Source organism: Microbulbifer sediminum, assembly GCF_021729035.1.
Classification (GTDB): Bacteria; Pseudomonadota; Gammaproteobacteria; order Pseudomonadales; family Cellvibrionaceae; genus Microbulbifer; species Microbulbifer sediminum.
The window spans coordinates 14,031-32,163 of record NZ_JAJSAP010000005.1 but is presented as its reverse complement, the minus strand read 5'-3'; the positions used below and the strand labels follow the sequence as shown (position 1 = coordinate 32,163).

At 62.7% G+C, this 18,133-nt stretch carries 13 protein-coding genes; 9 read left to right on the top strand and 4 right to left on the bottom strand.

Annotation, left to right across the window (positions count from 1 at the left end; genetic code table 11):
* Window positions 1-22 precede the first annotated feature (22 nt).
* Both LVD11_RS09470 and LVD11_RS09465 read right to left on the bottom strand, forming a co-directional pair.
* Window positions 23-403 (bottom strand): YchJ family protein, encoded by a 381-nt coding sequence (locus LVD11_RS09470; protein WP_237058344.1) that lies wholly within the window; start codon window positions 401-403, stop codon window positions 23-25.
* 231 nt (window positions 404-634) lie between these two features.
* On the bottom strand, window positions 635-1,939 hold the full coding sequence (locus LVD11_RS09465) for an APC family permease (protein ID WP_255775525.1): 1,305 nt from the start codon (window positions 1,937-1,939) through the stop codon (window positions 635-637).
* A 232-nt stretch (window positions 1,940-2,171) separates the two neighbouring features.
* On the opposite strand from LVD11_RS09465, the gene LVD11_RS09460 reads away from it, so the two are divergent.
* The 3 genes from LVD11_RS09460 to LVD11_RS09450 are packed head-to-tail and all read left to right on the top strand — an operon-like array spanning window position 2,172 to window position 6,934.
* On the top strand, window positions 2,172-2,699 hold the full coding sequence (locus LVD11_RS09460; protein WP_237058340.1) for a TetR/AcrR family transcriptional regulator: 528 nt from the start codon (window positions 2,172-2,174) through the stop codon (window positions 2,697-2,699).
* Window positions 2,700-2,756: 57 nt separating this feature from the next.
* Window positions 2,757-3,830: an efflux RND transporter periplasmic adaptor subunit gene (locus tag LVD11_RS09455; protein WP_237058338.1), complete on the top strand. Its 1,074-nt coding sequence runs from the start codon at window positions 2,757-2,759 to the stop codon at window positions 3,828-3,830.
* 23 nt (window positions 3,831-3,853) lie between these two features.
* Entirely contained in the window at window positions 3,854-6,934 is a 3,081-nt protein-coding gene (locus tag LVD11_RS09450) for an efflux RND transporter permease subunit (protein ID WP_237058336.1), read from the top strand.
* A 77-nt stretch (window positions 6,935-7,011) separates the two neighbouring features.
* On the opposite strand, the gene LVD11_RS09445 is transcribed toward LVD11_RS09450, so the two are convergent.
* Window positions 7,012-8,538 (bottom strand): DUF1214 domain-containing protein, encoded by a 1,527-nt coding sequence (locus tag LVD11_RS09445; protein WP_237058333.1) that lies wholly within the window; start codon window positions 8,536-8,538, stop codon window positions 7,012-7,014.
* Between the two features lie 276 nt (window positions 8,539-8,814).
* Window positions 8,815-10,203, bottom strand: coding sequence for a M28 family metallopeptidase (locus LVD11_RS09440; protein ID WP_237058326.1), 1,389 nt, complete (start codon window positions 10,201-10,203; stop codon window positions 8,815-8,817).
* 209 nt (window positions 10,204-10,412) lie between these two features.
* On the opposite strand from LVD11_RS09440, the gene LVD11_RS09435 reads away from it, so the two are divergent.
* The 6 genes from LVD11_RS09435 to LVD11_RS09410 are packed head-to-tail and all read left to right on the top strand — an operon-like array spanning window position 10,413 to window position 18,101.
* Window positions 10,413-10,814, top strand: coding sequence for a BlaI/MecI/CopY family transcriptional regulator (locus LVD11_RS09435; RefSeq protein WP_237058324.1), 402 nt, complete (start codon window positions 10,413-10,415; stop codon window positions 10,812-10,814).
* Window positions 10,811-11,788: a M56 family metallopeptidase gene (locus LVD11_RS09430; protein ID WP_237058322.1), complete on the top strand. Its 978-nt coding sequence runs from the start codon at window positions 10,811-10,813 to the stop codon at window positions 11,786-11,788. The genes LVD11_RS09435 and LVD11_RS09430 overlap by 4 nt, the downstream gene beginning before the upstream one ends.
* A gap of 4 nt (window positions 11,789-11,792) precedes the next feature.
* The gene (locus tag LVD11_RS09425; protein ID WP_237058320.1) at window positions 11,793-12,986 is read left to right on the top strand and encodes a TolC family protein; all 1,194 of its coding nucleotides are present in this window, start codon (window positions 11,793-11,795) and stop codon (window positions 12,984-12,986) included.
* Window positions 12,983-13,399 carry a hypothetical protein gene (locus tag LVD11_RS09420; RefSeq protein ID WP_237058318.1) on the top strand — a complete coding sequence of 139 codons (417 nt, stop codon included), beginning with the start codon at window positions 12,983-12,985 and terminating at the stop codon, window positions 13,397-13,399. The genes LVD11_RS09425 and LVD11_RS09420 overlap by 4 nt, the downstream gene beginning before the upstream one ends.
* The gene (locus LVD11_RS09415; protein WP_237058316.1) at window positions 13,389-14,999 is read left to right on the top strand and encodes an efflux RND transporter periplasmic adaptor subunit; all 1,611 of its coding nucleotides are present in this window, start codon (window positions 13,389-13,391) and stop codon (window positions 14,997-14,999) included. The genes LVD11_RS09420 and LVD11_RS09415 overlap by 11 nt, the downstream gene beginning before the upstream one ends.
* A gap of 15 nt (window positions 15,000-15,014) precedes the next feature.
* Complete coding sequence (locus tag LVD11_RS09410) at window positions 15,015-18,101, top strand: efflux RND transporter permease subunit (RefSeq protein WP_237058314.1); 3,087 nt, start codon at window positions 15,015-15,017, stop codon at window positions 18,099-18,101.
* Window positions 18,102-18,133 lie beyond the last annotated feature (32 nt).

The window sequence follows — 18,133 nt, the reverse complement described above, 5'->3', positions numbered from 1 at the left end:
TAATTTGTTCTCCCGCTACTACTCACGGCCACTCCTGCAGCGGCTCCACATACACCCAGCGCTTCCGGTAAAGCCTGAACAGTGAGATCTCGTGCATCTCCCGCTCACCGCTTTCACCCTCGAAGTAGGCCCGGAACTCGACTATCGATTTTTTCAGGCCCCGTTTACTGCGAACCACCTCGAGCCGTGTCCAGCGTGTGTCCAGGTCGTCGGCCGACAGGTCGGGGCAGGTGTCCGGATGCCACGTCTTGCGCAGGTAGGGCAAATTGCCGGTTACAAAGGCACTGAAGCGGCTGCGCATCAGGGCTTCGGCAGTGTTGGGGTAGGCCTTGCCGGAAAGATAGAGCTGGCAGCACTGCCCAAAGGTTTTACCTGAGCAGCAGGGGCAGGGGCGGTGGGGCATTGCGTATGGACCCGTGCGTTGCTTACAGGCCCTGATGTTAACAGTTCCGTCGCCGGGTGGGACAGGTGCTTAAGCCATGGCCGCAACTACGTGAATTGCCGCCACTGCCCGGATGGGGATATGAATGGCATGGTTCGGGCCTGGTCCCGGGGCGGCCTGGTTGCGCTCGTTGGGCTCTCTATTCCGATGCAGTACGGCCACCTCCGAATCACCGCATCCCGCAGGCCGGCGTCAATCCCTGTTGCCGGCACTGCTGTTCTCCTCGTCCGGCGACCGGGTTTCCACATGCTTGAGGATCCATGGGCGGACGAAGACCGCTACCAGGGCAAGGAGCGCCAGCATGAGCAGGGCTATGGGCGAGGTCTCCAGCAGTTCTTTCATTAACGCGACGGCGGCGACAGCCGCGCTGACAGCGCCAAAGCCGGTGATTGCACGGTGCCCTGCGGATTTCTGGAATGCCAGCGCACAGACCACGGCGAAAGTAATGAGGAAGGCAAGGCTTGCGGCCTCCACCAGCGCAGTCAGGTTTCCTATCGCCGCCAGGATTGCGGCAGCAGTGCCCAGGGCAATTACCGCACGGTCGGGCACATCAAAGCTGTTCCTGTGATCGAGGAACGCCGGGAATTGCCCCCCGCGGGTTACCCGGTGGGTGAGGCGGGCGGTGGCAAACAGGGTCGCGTTGATTGCAGACCCCGTAGAGAAGGCGGCGGCGATGGTGACGATCACCAGCCCCGCAAGCCCTAATGCCTCCCGGCCGGCGTAGGCCAGGGCAACCTCCTCGTGCCGGACAACCTGGTCGGCACCGATCAGCATCGTCGTCCCCACGGCAACCAGTATATAGACCACGATCACCACCGCGATTGCCGACAGCATGGCCCGGGGTAGCGTCCGTTCTACAGAGTCGATCGCCTCGTAGTCGTAGCTGATCAGCTGGAAGCCTTCATAGGCCATGAATACTGAGACCGCGCCGAATATGGCGGCCGTCAGTCCCGCATCGGGCAAGCCGCGCGACAGCATTGGGGGGTCCCACTGGGCGAGCCCCCAGGCGGCGAGACCCGCCAGCACCAGCAGCTTTGCCCAGACCAGGAATATTTCCACGCCGCCGGCCTCGCCGACGCTGCGCAGGTTCAGGCCGATGAATGCCAGCATGACCGCGACGCTGACTGCCCGCGGGAACCAGGCCCCCAGGTCGACCACATGGCCAAGGTATTGGCCGAAGGTAAATGCATATACCGCGTTGGTCAGCACGTAACCGGCGGTCAGTACCCACACCAGGCTACCGGCCAGGTGGTGCGCCCCCACCCGGTTCAGGAAGGTAAAGGCGCCGCCGCCTTCCTGGTAATGCACGGCGAGGCCGGCATAGCTGTAACCGGCAGCGAGGGCGATCAGCCCCGCCACCAGGAAGCTGAGCCAGGCCCATGGGCCGGCTATCGCGACGACAACCCCGAGGGTGGAGAAGATCCCACCGCCAATCATGCCGCCGACGGCCATAGACCAAGTGCCGTTGAATCCGAGCGTGTTCTTTGCCGAGCCCAAGGGGGGACCGCCTCAAGGATGCTGAAGTTACACAACTGAAACCCAAGCATAGCCATTGGTGGGCGCGCGGATGGCAGGTCAGCCCCGCGTTGCCCCGCTATAAGAGGGGAATACCGCGTCAGGGACTGCTGGTGGCGGCGCATTGTCACATTCTGTCTATTGACGCGCGGATTCGCACTGCTACCATACCGACCAGTTGGTTGGTTTTGACCGAAAGTGTCTGGAGGGTCACGTGTCCAGAGTCGACAAAGACACCATTATCCGGGCCGCCGAGGAGGTGATCCGGGAGAAGGGCGCGCGCAAGCTCACGCTCGATGCGGTAGCCGCGCAGTGCGGCCTGAGCAAGGGCGGCCTGTTGCATCACTTCCGCACCAAACAGGCGCTGCTGAAGGCCATGCTCGAGTCCGCTATCGAGCAGGAAGAGGCTATCCGCCTCGAGTGCGGTGAGGGGCCGGGCAGCGAACTGGCCGCGCGGGTCCAGTGCATGTTCGCGCTGATGGAGAATGATGAGGGCCTGCCGCGCTCGCTGATTGCCGCGGTGGCCGAAGATCCCTCGCTGCTGGAGCCGATCAAGGCCAAGGAGGCACGGGTGCGCCGGGAGGTCTGTGATCAGTCCGGCGATCCCGAGCTTGCGCTGCTGTTGCTGTCCGCCGCACGGGGTATTTTCCTCGGCCGCGTACTCGGCGTGATGGAGCCGGGCGATCCTGCGATCGACCGGTTGCGTGAGCGGTTGCTGGCTATGTGCAAAGAGCTCGACTGACTGTGGGCTCCCGCCCATTTTCCGATTTTTTATCCAATGATCTTGTGGGACCTGAATATGGAATTTTTTGGTAAAGCCAGCCGCTTGCTGGTGGCGCTCGTGGCGATTGTGACAATCGCTGCCTGCAGTGACAGGGAGGCAGGGCAGGAGCAAGCGGAGCGCGTGTGGCCGGTGAAGATCGCCACCGTCTCCAGCAGCGGCGATGTTACGTCACGCCAGTTTGCCGGCCGGGTAAAAGCGGTGCAGACCGTGGACCTGTCGTTCCAGGTGGGGGGCAAACTGGAGGAGGTGAAGTTCAGCGAGGGTGAGATCATCCCCAGGGGCAAGCTCATTGCAGCATTGGATGCCACGGATTTCCGTCGCCGGGTAAAAGAAGCCCGGGTCAATGTGCAGTTGCTGGAGAAGACCCTGAAGCGTCAGCGGGCCCTGGAAAAACGGGACATGATTTCCGCGCAACAGCTGGATGAAACCGAGAGCAATTACGAGCTGGCGCAGGTGGCGCTGGAAAATGCCCAGCAGGAACTGGCCTATACCAGGCTGTCCGTCCCGTTTGATGCACTGGTAACCCGGCAGCTGGTGGAGAATTACACCAACGTGAAGCCGGGGCAGGGCATTGTGCGTCTGCAGAATGTATCGGAGGTGCGCGTCCAGGTCTCGGTACCGGAAAAGCTGTTGGCCACCATCGATGCCGACCGGGTGGAGTCCATTACCGCCAGCTTCGAATTCCTTCCCGGACAGGAATTCCCGCTTGAGTACCGCGAGCACCAGGCGGAAGCCGATAGTGTCACCCAGACCTACCTGGTAGAGCTGGGCATGCCGCGCCCGGAAAACGTGCAGATACTGCCCGGCATGACGGCGCGGGTAAAGCTGCGCCTGAAGCAGGCGCAGGGGGAGATGCGCGTGCCCCTGTCCGCGGTACAGACCAACGCCGATGGCACCCCCTATGTCTGGCAAATTGATGAAAACCTCACCGTATCCCGGGTTAACGTGGCACTGGGCCCCACTGACGGTAATACCGTCCAGGTGACCGAGGGCCTGCAGCCCGGTGTCCGGCTGGTGGCCGCCGGTGGGCAGCACCTCTACGACGGTGCGAAGGTGAGGAACTATGCCGGTAACGGCCGGCAGCAGTAAGCGGATTTTCAGGGGGACTTGCGGTGAAGATATCTGAGGTATTTATCCGGCAGCCGGTCTACGCCTGGCTGCTGATGCTGATCTGCCTGCTGGGTGGACTCTGGGGCATTGCCGACATCGGGCGCCTGGAAGACCCGGCATTCACCATCAAGGAGGCGCGGGTATTCACTGCATACCCGGGCGCCAGTGCGCGCCAGGTGGAAGAGGAGGTCACGGAAAAACTCGAGGTGGCCATCCAGCAACTCGGGCAACTCAAGGATATTACTTCCACCTCCCGGCCGGGCATGTCGGAAATCCGGGTGGAAATCGAGGATCACTACGATTCGGACCAGTTGCCCCAGATCTGGGATGAGCTGCGCCGCAAGGTCCGCGATGCCCAGGGGCAACTGCCCCGTGGGGCAATGCCGCCGGTGGTGAACGATGATTTTGGTGAGGTATTCGGGATTTATTACGCCATCACCGGGGACGGATTCTCGAAAAGCGAGATGCGCGACATCACCAAGGCCATTCGCCGTGAGTTGCTGACCGTGGAAGGGGTGGCCAAGGTTTCCCGTTCCGGGGTGATTGATGAGGTTGCCTTCCTCGATATCGATGAATCACGGCTGGCGCAACTGGGTTTCTCCCTCGACGATTTGTCGCAGGTATTGCAGGCAGAGAGTTCCATCCAGCAGGTGGGTGAGATCGAAGGCAAGGACCTGCGCACACGTATCGTGGTGGACAACCCGGCCAATGACCTGGAAAGTATCCGCAACATCCTGGTCGGCGTGCCCGGCTCCACGGCCATGCTTGCCGTGCGGGATATTGCCGATGTCTCCATCGGTTATGAGCAGAACCCGGATTTTATTGCGCGTTACAACGGTAAGCCTGCGATCCTGCTCGGGATCGCCGGCGGCCAGGACACCAATATCGTCGACGTGGGCACGGCGGTAGAAAAGAAACTGGCGGAGCTGGAGCAGGGCCTGCCGCTCGGCGTGGAGATATTCCCCATTTACGAACAACACCGGGTGGTGGCCGACAGTGTTAACGGCTTCCTGTTCAACCTGGTGTCGTCGGTGGTGATCGTGATCCTGGTGCTGTGCCTGTTTATGGGGTGGCGCTCGGGGGTCGTGGTCGGCGCCGTGCTGGGGCTGACGGTACTGGGAACTGTCCTGATCATGAACCTGCTGGGGCTGAACCTGCAGAGGATCTCCCTCGGGGCGTTGATCATTGCCATGGGCATGCTGGTGGACAACGCCATTGTAGTGGCCGAGGGCATGTTGATGGGGGTGGAAAAGAAAGAGAAGCCCGAGCACGCCGCCGCGCGGGTGGTGCGCCAGACATTCTGGCCGCTGCTGGGCGCAACCATTATCGGCATCATGGCTTTTTCCGGTATCGGCCTCTCCGATGATGCCACCGGTGAGTTCCTGTTCTCCCTGTTCGCAGTTATCGGGATCTCGCTGCTGCTGAGCTGGGTACTGGCGATTACCATCACGCCCTACCTGGGTTATCACCTGTTCAGGCCGGGAAAGGATTCCGATTCGGATGACCCGTACCGTGGTCGTTTTTACCAGATGTATGCCAATGCCCTGTCCGGGGCAATGCGCCGGCGCGGGCTGACCATCGCGGTCCTGGTGGCGGTGACAGTAGTCAGTTACTGGGCATTCGGCTTCGTCAAGCAGGGGTTCTTCCCCAATTCCAATGCGCCGCTCTTCTATGTGAATTATCACCTGCCCCAGGGCAGTGACATTGAGCGCACCGACCGCGCCCTGCAGGAAGCGACGGAATTCCTGCAGTCGCAGGACAGCGTGGTTTCCGTCACCGCGGTGACCGGGCGCGGCGCAGACCGCTTTATGCTTACCTATGCGCCAGAGCCACCCAACCCCTCCTACGGGCAGTTGATCGTGCGCACGGAGAGCCGCGAGCAGATCCCGGTGCTGATTGAGCGGGCGAAAGCCGAGTTGCGCGATGCGAACCCGGATGCACTGGTGACTTTCAAGCGCATTGTGTTTGGTCCGGGCGGTGGTGCCGACGTCGAGGTGCGACTATCCGGCCCCGATTTCAAGCAGCTGCGGGCGATGGCCGGTAACGTGGAGCAATTGTTCCGTGAAAAGGGGCTGGAGGATGTGCGCCACGACTGGCGCGGGCGCGAGCCGACAATCCGCGCGCAGCTCGATGAGGAACGGGCCCGGGTTGCCGGGGTAACCGGGGCGGACATCAGCCGCACGGTGCAGTTCGCCACCCAGGGCTACCGGGTCGGTGAGTTTGAGAGCGGCGACCGCATTATCCCGATTGTTGCACGCCTGCCCGAGGGGGATCGGAACAGGGTGGGGTCGTTACCGGACCGCCTGGTATGGAGCCCCAATGAGCGGGGTTATATTCCCGCCGGACAGCTGGTGGAGGAGTTTGAAACCACCGCTGAGGAGGGGCTGATCCAGCGCCGCAACCGCGTCCCCACGATTACCATCAGCGGTGATGCACCGGAGGGCGTGACCGCCATGGCAGCCTTCGGGAGAATTCGTGGTGAGACCGACGGTATGCAACTGCCCCCCGGCTACAAGCTGGAGTATGGCGGCGAGTATGAGCGTTCCACGGAAGCGCAGCAGTCCCTGGGCAAGGGTTTGCCGATTGGTTTCCTGATCATGATCCTGGTATCGATCCTGTTGTTCGGTACCTGGCGCGAGCCGCTGATTATCTGGCTGGTCGTGCCCATGTCGGTGGTGGGGGTGGTCATCGGCCTGCTCACTTCCGGCCTGCCGTTCGGCTTTATGTCGCTGCTCGGGGTGCTGAGCCTGTCGGGTATGCTGATCAAGAACGCGGTGGTACTGGTGGATGAGATCCAGATACAGACCCATGCGGGCCTGCCGCGCCTGACCGCGATTCAACAGGCCAGTGTGAGTCGACTGCGGCCGGTGTTCCTGGCGGCAGTGACTACTATCCTGGGTATGTCACCGCTGCTCTTCGATGCCTTCTTCGCGGATATGGCGGTGACGATCATGGGCGGCCTGGGCTTCGCGACGGTGCTGACACTCATCGCCGTACCGGTGCTGTACGCGGTTTTCCATCGGGTGCGTGCCAGCGAGACCCTGGAAGGTGACGGGAAAGGCCAGGTCCCCAACCGGGACTGAGCCTGCCTGAGGGCTCCGGATACCGGGCGCCAGCCCGGTATCCGCGTCCCCGTTTGCCGGCGCTGTTCGCCGCGATTTCAGTCGGAAAGCTTCTCTGCGGAGGGCGGTGACCACTCCTTCAGTTGTTCCAGGTCGGGCTCGTAAATTCGCATCACCAGGTTGAGGTTCATGTCTTTGCGCTCGATGGGCAACCAGTTCTCATCGGGCACCCCTTCTGGCTTCTCCGCGGCGATATAGATATCGATACCGCCCTCCTCATTAAGCTTCATGCCCGCGTTCTTGCCCACGCTGTATTTCTTGCGCTCATTGGGGATGAAAAAGCCATTGTCCAGGTCGTAGAGAGTCAGCGACCAGAAGGCCCCGGCAGGGGGCAGCGAGTCCTTGTCCATGCGGACGACATAGTCGTGCATCGCATTGAGCGGCTCGCCGTCGCTTGAATCGACTGTCGGGTAGACGGCCTCCTCGCGCGGCACGCCAATGGGGCCGTAAATGGATACTGCCAGCAGCGTCTCCAGGTCGGTTTCCCCCTTTGGCTGGAACATCCTCGGTTGCATTTTATTCATCAGCTCGGGGTCATTCATTTTCGTGAGCCACTCTTCCCGTATGCGCTTTGCCATGGCGCGAGTGCGTTCACCGTCCAGTTCTTTTACAGATTCGGGATCGAATTCCCTGCCGGGCTCCACACCGAGCGGTTTGTAGATGGCAAGCAAGCGCTGGTCCAGTGGGTTGTCAGGATCGAAGGTGGTGTGGTTGAACACAAACTGCATCACTTCGAGCAGGTTGTCGCCGAAGATGGCTATATCGGTCTCGCCGGTGGCTGGAAAGTCGACGGGTTGCCTGGTTTTGGGGGGATTTCCGCGGTACTCACTGAGGGTGACCGGCTTGATGGATTGCATTTGCCCGGTGATTTCCTGGAAGCGCTGCGGTTCGTTACTGTGCGGCATTACACGAAAGACCGCGGAGACGAAGTCCCCGGTGGCTTCAAATACCTGGTCGATACCGTCTACTGGCGTGCCGTCATATCCCTCCGTCCGCGCACTGTAGATCAGTGTTTTCTGTGGTTCACTGAAGTGACCCTCACGGGAACTGAGCGGGATGTTCACGTAATGGTCATAGCCGGTGATCATCAATGAGGCATAGTCGGTATTGAATGCCGGTATATTGAGAACGACTGGTTCAGTGCGCAGGTCCAGCAGGCAGCTTATATACAGCGTGTCATTATTCGGCCGTGCGATGTCCCGCATGGTATGGTCTTTCAGTTGGGTGTCGGCTACACAGGTGTTCCATCCTCCCTGGCTTTCGGCAAACTTGTTGTTCACGTTGTACATGGCGACGTACTGGTAAGAGCGGGAAATCAGTTCCTCGAGCGTCTCATCGGTGAGTCCGGCCCCGTTGCCCGTGCCTTTGTCGGCTTCCGCTTGTTCGGCGCTTCCGCTGGTCGCCTCCTGCTGCTCCGCCGGCGCTGTATCCTCTTTTGCGGCGTGACCATTGTCCTCTTTACCACAGCCGGTGAGATTGGCGCCGGCAGTGACCAGCAGCAGGGTAATTATCGCGACTGCGTGATGGACTGTCCTGTTGCCTCTGGTGACTGGTCCGGTTCCCATAAAGCTTTCTCCTGTCACAGGGGTGCCCAAAGGGCGCGTCAAATGGCAATACCCGCAGGGCGGTTCCTGCGGGCGGGGTGACACTTCCCAATGATAGTCATCAATCCAGCGGGTGAGCCCGGTGGCAGCTGTGATTGTCTGGCAAGGGGGGGGAGGGCGGTCCCGGTGAGGCAAAGTGCGGGAGAAGTATGGGGGAAGTATGGGAGAGGTGCCCCTGCCGCGCGAGCGCAGTTCCGGCGCGGCAGGGGATACGGGAGGGTATCAGGCTGTGGAGACTCAGTCCCGTTTTGACCCATCCAGGTAGAAGGATCCGGCGGGGCCGGGGAAAACCACCGGGCTCTCGAAGCCGTCCTTGCTTACGGCGGCGACACCGAAGAAGTAGTTGTCGATCACAATATTCTCCAGGGTGTACTCATCCACCTTGCCGACAAAGCGGCTGTTGGTCCAGGTGGGCTCCGAAGTCAGGCGCCAGTAGACTTTGTAGCCGGCCAGGACATCGTCATTGCCATCGCCGGCTGCTTTCCATTTCAGGGTGGTGTCGGGGGATACCGCACCCTCGATGGTGACATCTGCGGGCGGCGCCGGGGCCCTGGACAGGGCGGCCATGGTGAGTGCGTTGAGGCCGGTGAGCTTGGCGGCATACTCGAAGTTTACCCCCTCGATCACATCGCCGTAGCGGATGCCATCCTCGGTGCGCAGATCCTGGTGCTGGCGGTTGTAGTTCTCGTTGGTCTCCATGATGCGGACGCCGGGATAGCCCAGGTCATTGAACGGGCGATGGTGGCCGCCACGACCGAAGCGGTCCAGGCGATAGATCATCATCACATCCAGGTTGGGAATGTAGTCCTCGGCGATACGGTGCACATAGCGCCCCAGGTTGCGGGAGGGGGAGTCCACCTCGCCACCGTAGAAGCGGCGCGCGCGGGCCTCATCGGCGGTCTCGTTCATGCGGGTACCTTCCATAAACACCCGCGCGGTGGTGTTGTTGATTACACCGTTGATGCCCTCGATATTGCCGATCATGTCATTGTTCAGCACACCGGTAATGCGCCAGCCGTCTTCCCTGGCCTGGGCGGCCATGATGCGGCCCCCGAACAGTCCCTGTTCCTCGCCGGACAGGCCGGCATAGACAATGGAGCCGGCGAACTTGTGCTTGCTCAGTACCCGTGCGGCCTCAATGGCACCGGCGAGGCCTGAGGCATTGTCGTTCGCGCCCGGCGCATCCGAGGTGTAGTCCATCACGTCGGATACGCGCGAGTCGATATCGCCGGACATGATCACATAGCGTCCCGGATCCACGGTGCCGCGCTGGATCGCAATCACATTGACCACCTCGGTGCGCTCGGGGATGCGCTTCTCATCCTCGAAGAACTCCGACTGGTAATAGACTTCCAGGCAGCCGCCGCATGCAGCACTGATACGCTCAAATTCGTCATGTACCCAGCGCCGGGCGGCGCCGATACCCCGGGTTTCTGAGTCCGTTTCTGAAAGGGTGTGGCGGGTGCCGAAGCCCACCAGGGTGCGGATATCCTTTTCAATCCGCTCTGCGGACACGTCCTGGCGGATCTGCTCGAGTAGTGCCGAGTCGGTGGCGGGCTGCGCAAGGGCAGGTCCGGCCACGGCCAGTGAAGAGAGGAGGGCGGTAGCTAGGGATAATCGGGACACGAGGAACCTCCGGCCTGAATCTGTTATGGATCTTGTGCTCCACATGCTAACGCAGAAAGCAACTGACGTCTTTTGGCGGCTGTTGCACGGCGGTCCGGGACTCAGGCGGTGCCAGACCCCATTGTGACCCCCCCCGCTCCAGAAAAACCGATTGACGATCGGTTTTTTCCGCCCATACACTGGGAAATTGCTGGAATTCTGGAGCCGACGTGAGCGAATCCTCGAAACCAACCCCCGCACTGGGAGACCTGGAGGTGGCGGTACTGGAGGTCACCTGGGAGACACCGGAGTGCTCGGCGAAAGAGGTACACGAGCGCATTGGCCAGCCGCGGGGTATCTCGCTGAACACCGTGCAGTCCACTCTCGAGCGTCTGCACCGCAAGGAGCTGCTCACGCGCAGCAAGCGCGGGCATGCTTACCGCTACACCGCAACTGTCGAGCGGGAACGCCTGATTGCCTCCTATATCCGCGAGACCCTCGGCCGCTTTGGCGGCGATGCGGTTTCGTCCCTGGCGGCGTTTGTAGAGGCGGTCGAGGATATCGATGAAGCCAGCCTGGCACGCCTTGAGGAAGAATTGCGCAAGCGCCGCCAGGGGAGGCGTGACCAATGAACGTCATTCTTTCCCTGGCCTGGCTGTTCATCCTGCTGGCAGTGGGCGGCTGGGCGATAGGCTATCTGGCCAGTGAGCTGGTTTCCCGCTTTGTATTCCGTGGGGAGCTGTCACCGGTGGCGCGACGCAGCTACAGCTTTACCCTCGCGACCTTGCCACTGCTGGCAATGGCTGCGCTGGTCGTCGCCGTTGTCGTGACGGCACTGGGCAAGTCCCTTGGCTGGATGACAGATCATTGTGTGTATCACGGCCCGGGACATCCCCATCTCTGCTTCAGGCACCTGCCGGCAATCGATCTCGGGGTTGTCGAGTTCGTTGCGGCTGCACTGCTTCTCGCAGGCATCACCTACGTCATCATTGGCTTTGGCAGCCGGCAGTACCGGGCTGGCAAGCACATCTGCAGCCTGTTGCGCTTGGTCGAGGGGCGCATTCCCGATCGCAGAGTACACACTGTCGAAAGCCTGAGCCCCTTTGCAGTGACTGCCGGGGCCTTTTCCCCGCGAGTGATCCTGTCACGGGGCTTGCTTGACAGGCTGGAAGCGCGTGAGCGGCGCATTGTGCTAGCGCATGAAGTTTCCCACGTGCGCACGCGGGATCTGCTCTATAACGGGGTATTCGAAATCCTGCTGCTGCTACATCTGCCGGTGACTGCTTCCCGCCTGCGCAAAGAGTGGCGCCAGGCGCTGGAGGAAATCGCGGATGACCGGGTGGCGGGCCACTTTGGCCGGGAAGAGGTCGCGGCAACCCTGCTCAAGGTTTTTCGCCTGCAGCGCGGCGAGGTAATGCCGGGCCTCTCGGTGGCGGGAGCCGACGCAGTGAAGCGCATCGAGCGGTTACTGTGCCCTGCGGACAACAGGCGAAATGGACGCGTGTTTGTCAGTGTCTCACTGGCGGCCATCTTTGCTTTATCGCTGTCATCTGCCGGTGCACACCACGAACTCGAAACCCTGCTCGGGCTTCTCACGGGACATTGACTTCATGCGACTGTTTTTATTGATTGGTGCGATGCTGGCGGCCGCTGCCGGTCGTGCCGCACCGGGGCTCACGGAGGCCGAGGCTGTGCGGCTCGGGCTGGCGCAACCGGACATCGCCACGTTGTTGGACGCACGGCGTGAAGCGGCAGCGGGGCGCGCAGATGCCGCGGGGCGCTGGGCGAATCCGGAAATTGAATACAGCAATGAAGGTCTCGACCTGGACAGCGGCACGGCAGAGGAGCGCTACCTGTGGCTGACCCAGCGCTTCAATATCGCCGGCGTGCATGGTCTGGAGCGGGAGGCAGCGGACAGTGAGCGTCTGGCGGAAAACGCCCGCGTCGACCTGAAACGCCGTGAGTTGGTGGCCGAGATGCGTCGCCTCTACTACGCCGCGGTTGCAGCTGAGCGTGAGGCCGCTGCGGTGAGCGGCTGGCGTGATCGGCTGGCGCACCTGGCCGGGGCAGTTGCCAGCCGCGCCCGGGCGGGTGATGCCTCGCAGTTTGATGCCCTGCGGCTGGAGAAAGAGCTGGCCCTGGTCAGCGGTGAGGCGCTGGACGCCCGGGCTGCGGCGGAATCGGCAGCGGACCGCTTGTTCAGCCTGGTCGGGTCCGAACCGGCGCCGCTGGCCAGCAGGCTCCTGCCGCCGGCTGCTGACACGGTGGAATTGGCGGCTGTGCTCGCCGGGCATCCGATGCTGCAGGCGCTGGAGGCGGAAGTGCAGGCCGCATCCCTCTCCGCCAGGGCGGAGGAACGCCGCCGCTGGCCGGAGCTGACCCTGGGGGTGGGGCGCCGTGAGTTTGAGGATCCCGATGTATCTGCCGACGGCCAGCTGCTGTCCCTGGGGGTGGAAGTGCCGTTGTTTGATAACGGTTCCGGCGAGGCGCGGGCGCAGTCTGCCCGCTCGCACCAACTGCAGGCTAAACGCGCGCTGCTCGAGACGCGCCTCGCGGCGGAGACCCGGGCCGTACTCCGGGAACTGCGCGCCCGCCGGCGCGCCGCAATTACCGCGCGTGAAGCCTCTGCCGGCAGATCGCTGGTATCGATTGCGGAGAGCGCCTATGACGCGGGTGAGGTTAGTGTCCTGGAACTGATCGATGCCCACCGCACTGAACTTTCTGCGCAGCGCGAGGCGGTGCGCCGCGCACGCGCTGCGCGACAGTCCTACATCCAACTCCAACTGATAAAAGGTGATTTATGAACAAGCTTGCTCTGATCCTGTCCATCGCGTTTTCCGCGTTCCTGTTGTCCGCTTGTGGCCAGGGCGATGATCACGGGCATCCCCATGAAGGCGAGTCAGACCACGCCCACGAAGAGGGCGGACATGGCCACGACGAAGCCTCTCATCACGAGGGCCATGATGCAGCGCATGAAGATGGCACGGCGCACGACCACGGCGACGGGGCCCACTCCCACGACGAAACCGAGACCGAGGCGTTTTACGGTGAAGAAGCTGAAACCGGTGCGCCAGCAGAGGAGGGTGCGGCCAGCGAGGAAGAAGGCCACGAGCACGGTGAAGCAACGCACACCCACGAGGACGACACCACTGAAGAAGCCGCAGAGGAAGAATCCCACGAACACAGCCACGATGACGATTCCGAGCATGAGCACTAAAAACCTTGTCCGGGCGCTGGCACTGGCCGCGCTTGGCTTCGGCCTGGTTGCCTGCGGGGAACCCGCGGGCGGTGGCCACGGCCATGCACACGGGCCCGGAGGCGGTCATGGGGCAGGAGGCGCTCATGGAGAGGGCGGCCACGACGGCAGCGGACATGGCCACGGTGATGAGGGGCCGACCCTGGTCTTTACCGACTACACGGATACCACTGAATTGTTTGTGGAATTCCCGACCCTGGTTGCCGGGCAGACCTCGAACTTTGCCGCCCATGTCACCCGTCTTGCCGACTCGGCGCCGCTGGAAAGCGGGCGCGTCGACGTGGTCCTCAAGCGGGGCGACAGCATAGCCGCCCGTTTCCGTGTGCGGCAGCCCGCGCGTACCGGCATTTTTACCCCGGGGGTAAAGCCGCGTGACGCGGGGGAATTCCGCCTGCTGATCGAAGTGCAGGATGGGGAGCTGCAGGCCACCCATGACCTGGGCATGGTGCGGGTCTACCCGTCGGCGGCAGAGGCGGTGGTTGACCAGGCTGAACCCGAGGGTGACATCACTTACCTGAAAGAGCAGCAGTGGAGCAACCCGTTTGCCTCCACCGAGGCGCAGCTGCGTCCCATGCGCCCGTCGGTACCGGCGTTTGCCACCGTGGATGCACCCGCGGACGCGGGCGCCCAGATCCGGGCACCCGCGGATGGTTATTTCTCCCATGCGGGGATGGCCCGGGCCGGGGATGTGGTTGAGAGCGGGGCCGTGCTGGGATACCTGGTACCGCGCCTGGGCGGCGAGACCGACTTCGGCCAGTTGCTGGTAGCGATGGAGCGGACACGTTCGCAGCTGTCACTGGCCAAGCGCGATGTCGAGCGCCTGGAACGACTCTACCAGCAGGGCGCGATCGCCGAGCGCCGGCTGGTGGAAGCCCGGGAAGAACTGGAGGTCGCCAGGGCAGAATTCGCAGCCGCCAGGGCGCGCGTCGAACAGTACCAGGGCGGCAGTGCCGAGGCCGGCATTGCCTTGCGTGCACCGGTCGCGGGCGAGGTGGTCGAGTTCAATGCCCGCCCGGGCGCATTCGTGCGGGCCGGGGAGCGGGTCTTCCGCATTGCCTCGCAGGATCGTCGCTGGCTCGACCTGGCGGTGCCGGAGCGCTTTGCCGCCGATGTTCCCGCGGCCAGTGGCGCCTGGCTCGAAACTGCAGGGGGCGACACGGTAGTGCTGGATGAAGCCAGTGGCGCGCGTGTAGTGCAGGTCAGTTCTGCCGTGGACCCGAAAACACGCACGGCGCACGTCACGGTCGAGTACCCGGTTTCCCTGGGGCCAACCATTCTCGGCGCACGCCTGCCCGCGCACCTGTTTACGGCGCCGGCGGAGCCGCGGCTGGCTATCCCGCGCAGTGCGGTGATTGATGATGGCGGCCGCAACGTGGTGTATGTGCAGACCGGCGGTGAGACATTCGCGCGTCGCCCGGTGGAGCTGGGGATTGTCGACGGTGAGATGGTCGAGGTACTGGACGGCGTGGCAGCGGGTGAGCGGGTGGCCTCGAAAGGGGCCTATTTCGTCAAGCTGGCCTCTATCGGTGGTGACGAAGTGGGGCACGGCCACGCACACTGATGTTGGGAAGAGTGAATGATTGATCGAATAATCCAGTGGTCGCTGGGGAATCGCCTGCTGGTCCTGGCCGGGGCAGCCCTGTTGTTCGTGTGGGGCGCCTGGACATCCCTGAAAGCGCCGGTGGATGTCTTCCCGGACCTGACCGCACCCTCTGTCACGGTGGTGGCGGAGGCGCACGGGATGCCGCCAGAGGATGTCGAGCGACTGGTTACATTCCCGCTGGAAACTGCCATGAATGGTGCCAGCGGCGTGCGGCGCGTGCGCTCCAACAGCGGTATCGGTATCAGTGTGGTCACGGTGGAGTTCGAGTGGGGCATGGATATCTATCGTGCCCGGCAGATCGTCAGTGAGAAGCTGCAGACCGTACGCGCATCGCTGCCCCCGGACCTGCCATCACCGGTACTTGCCCCGGTTACTTCGATCATGGGCGAGATCCTGTTTATCGCCCTTTCTTCCGATGTGCACGACGAGATGACCCTGAAGACCACGGCTGACTGGGTCGTGCGCCGCCGCCTGCTGGCGGTGCCGGGGGTAGCCGAGGTGATTCCCACCGGTGGCCAGACACGGCAGTTTCAGGTGGTTGCCACACCGGAGCGCCTGGCGACCTACGGTGTCACCCTGGGCGAGCTGCGTGACGCGGTGGCCGCCGCCAGCCGCAATTCTTCCGCCGGCTTTATCACCGAGAACGATCAGGAGTTCCTGATCCAGGGCGTCGGCCGGGCCAGAGGCCTGGAGGATATACGCCAGGCGGTGGTGACCACCCGCGATGGAGTGCCGGTGCAGGTGCGCGACCTCGCCAGTGTCGAGACAGGTCCGGCACCGCGGCGTGGTACCGGCTCCTACCGCGGCGAGGCGGCGGTGGTGCTGGGTATCCAGAAACAGCCCAACGTGAACACGCTGGCCCTGACAAAACGCCTGGATACCGTGATTGATGATATCCAGGCATCGCTGCCCGAGGGAATGCGGATCGAGACGGATGCATTCCGCCAGGCCGATTTTATCAACGTTGCGATCGACAACCTCGCTGCCGCCCTCCGGGACGGGGCCATCCTGGTTGTCGCGATCATGTTCGCCTTCCTGTTCAGCGCACGGGCAACCGGCATCGCGCTGCTGGCAATCCCGCTGTCGCTGCTGGTGGCAGTGTTGGTGATCCGTTACCTGGGGGGCAGCATCAACACCATGACGCTGGGTGGCATGGCGATCGCGCTGGGGGCGCTCGTGGACGATGCCATTATCGTGGTGGAAAACATTGTGCGGCGCCTGCGGGAAAACCATGCCCTGCCGGAGTCAGAGCGACGTAGCAATGTCGCCGTGGTGTTCGATGCGACCCGCGAAATCGAGGGGTCGATTGTATTCGCGACGCTGATCATCATCCTGGTGTTCCTGCCGCTGTTTTTTCTCAGCGGCGTGGAGGGGCGGTTGCTTGAGCCCCTGGGCCTGGCTTACGTGGTAGCGCTGGCGGCGTCGCTGCTGGTTGCTGTCACCGTCACACCAGTACTGTCACTACTGTTATTACCCAACAGCAAGCCGGTGCATGAGGATCACGATACCCGCTTTATCAGCTGGTTGAAGGTCCGTTACCGGCCGCTCCTGTCCGGTGCCATGCGCTACTGGCGCAGCGTCCTGCTGGGGTCCTCCGCCCTGCTTATCGCAGCCATTGCCGGGCTGATGCTGGCGGGCCGGGGTTTCCTGCCGGAATTCAATGAGGGCAGCCTGACCATCAGCGTGGTCACCCTGCCGGGAACATCACTCGAGACTTCAAATGAAATCGGCCAGCGCGTCGAGAAAATTCTCCTGGAGCAGCCAGAGGTGGTAGCCACCGCACGCCGCACCGGTCGTGCCGAGCTGGACCCCCATGCGCAGCAGGTGTTCGCCTCTGAGATCGACGTCACTCTGGCGATGCAGGAGCGGGACAAGTCGCAGTTACTGGCGAGCCTGCGGCAGCGCTTTGCCAGCATCCCCGGTACCAATGTCATCATCGGCCAGCCCATCTCTCACCGGATCGACCATATGCTGTCCGGCACGCGGGCGAATATCGCGATTAAGGTTTTCGGTGAGGACCTGTTTGAACTGCGCCGCCTCGGTAAACAGGTGGAGTCCCGGGTGGCGGAAATTCCCGGGGCCGTGGACGTGGCGATGGAACAGCAGAGCGAGATTCCCTTTGTCGCCGTCAATTTCAATCGACCGGCACTGGCCAACTACGGCATGACGGTTGCTGAGGCGGCCGAGGCACTGGAAACCGCTTTCACTGGCACGGAAGTGGGCAGGATCCTGGAAGGGCAGGCGAGTTTCGACCTGGTGGTGCGTTTCCCCGAGTCCGCCCGGGACAATATCGACACCCTGCGCGAGACCATGCTGACCCTCGACAGTGGGGCACGGGTGCCATTCGCCGCGATCGCCGATATCCGTCGTGAGCGGGGGGCCAACACCATCAGCCGCGAAAATGTGCAGCGCAAGCTGGTGGTCATGGCGAATGTCGCTGGTCGTGACCTGATCAGCGTGGTAGAGGACATCCGTGTGGCACTAGGGGAGAGCATCTCCCTGCCCACCGGTTACCACATCGAGTACGGCGGCCAGTTCGAGAGTGCGGAAGCCGCCGGGACCCGCCTGATGTTGCTGGGAGCACTGGTTATTGTGGGGATTTTCCTGTTGTTGGTGGCCGCCTTCGGCAATACCCGGGAGGCCTGGCTGGTGATGCTGAACCTGCCCCTGGCCCTGATTGGCGGGGTGGTGGGTGTCTGGCTCACCGATGGCATTGTCACCATTGCGGCCGTAATCGGCTTTATCACGTTGTTCGGTATTGCCACACGCAACGGTGTGATCCTGGTGGACCATATCGGGCGGCTGCAAAGGGACGGGGGACTGGACCTGGGATCTGCGATCCGGCGCGGGGCCGAGGAGCGGCTGGTGCCTATTTTGATGACCGCCCTGGCCACGGCATTTGCCCTGGTTCCGCTGGCTCTTGCCGCGGGGCAGCCCGGGAGTGAGATTCAGGCACCCATGGCTATTGTGATCCTCTGCGGCCTGATCAGCTCGACAGCGCTGAATATGCTTGTGGTGCCAGTGATGTACCAGCGCTTCTTCGCCGGGAAGTGTTCCTGAGAATGCTTGCAGGTATGTCGGTGCCTGGAGAG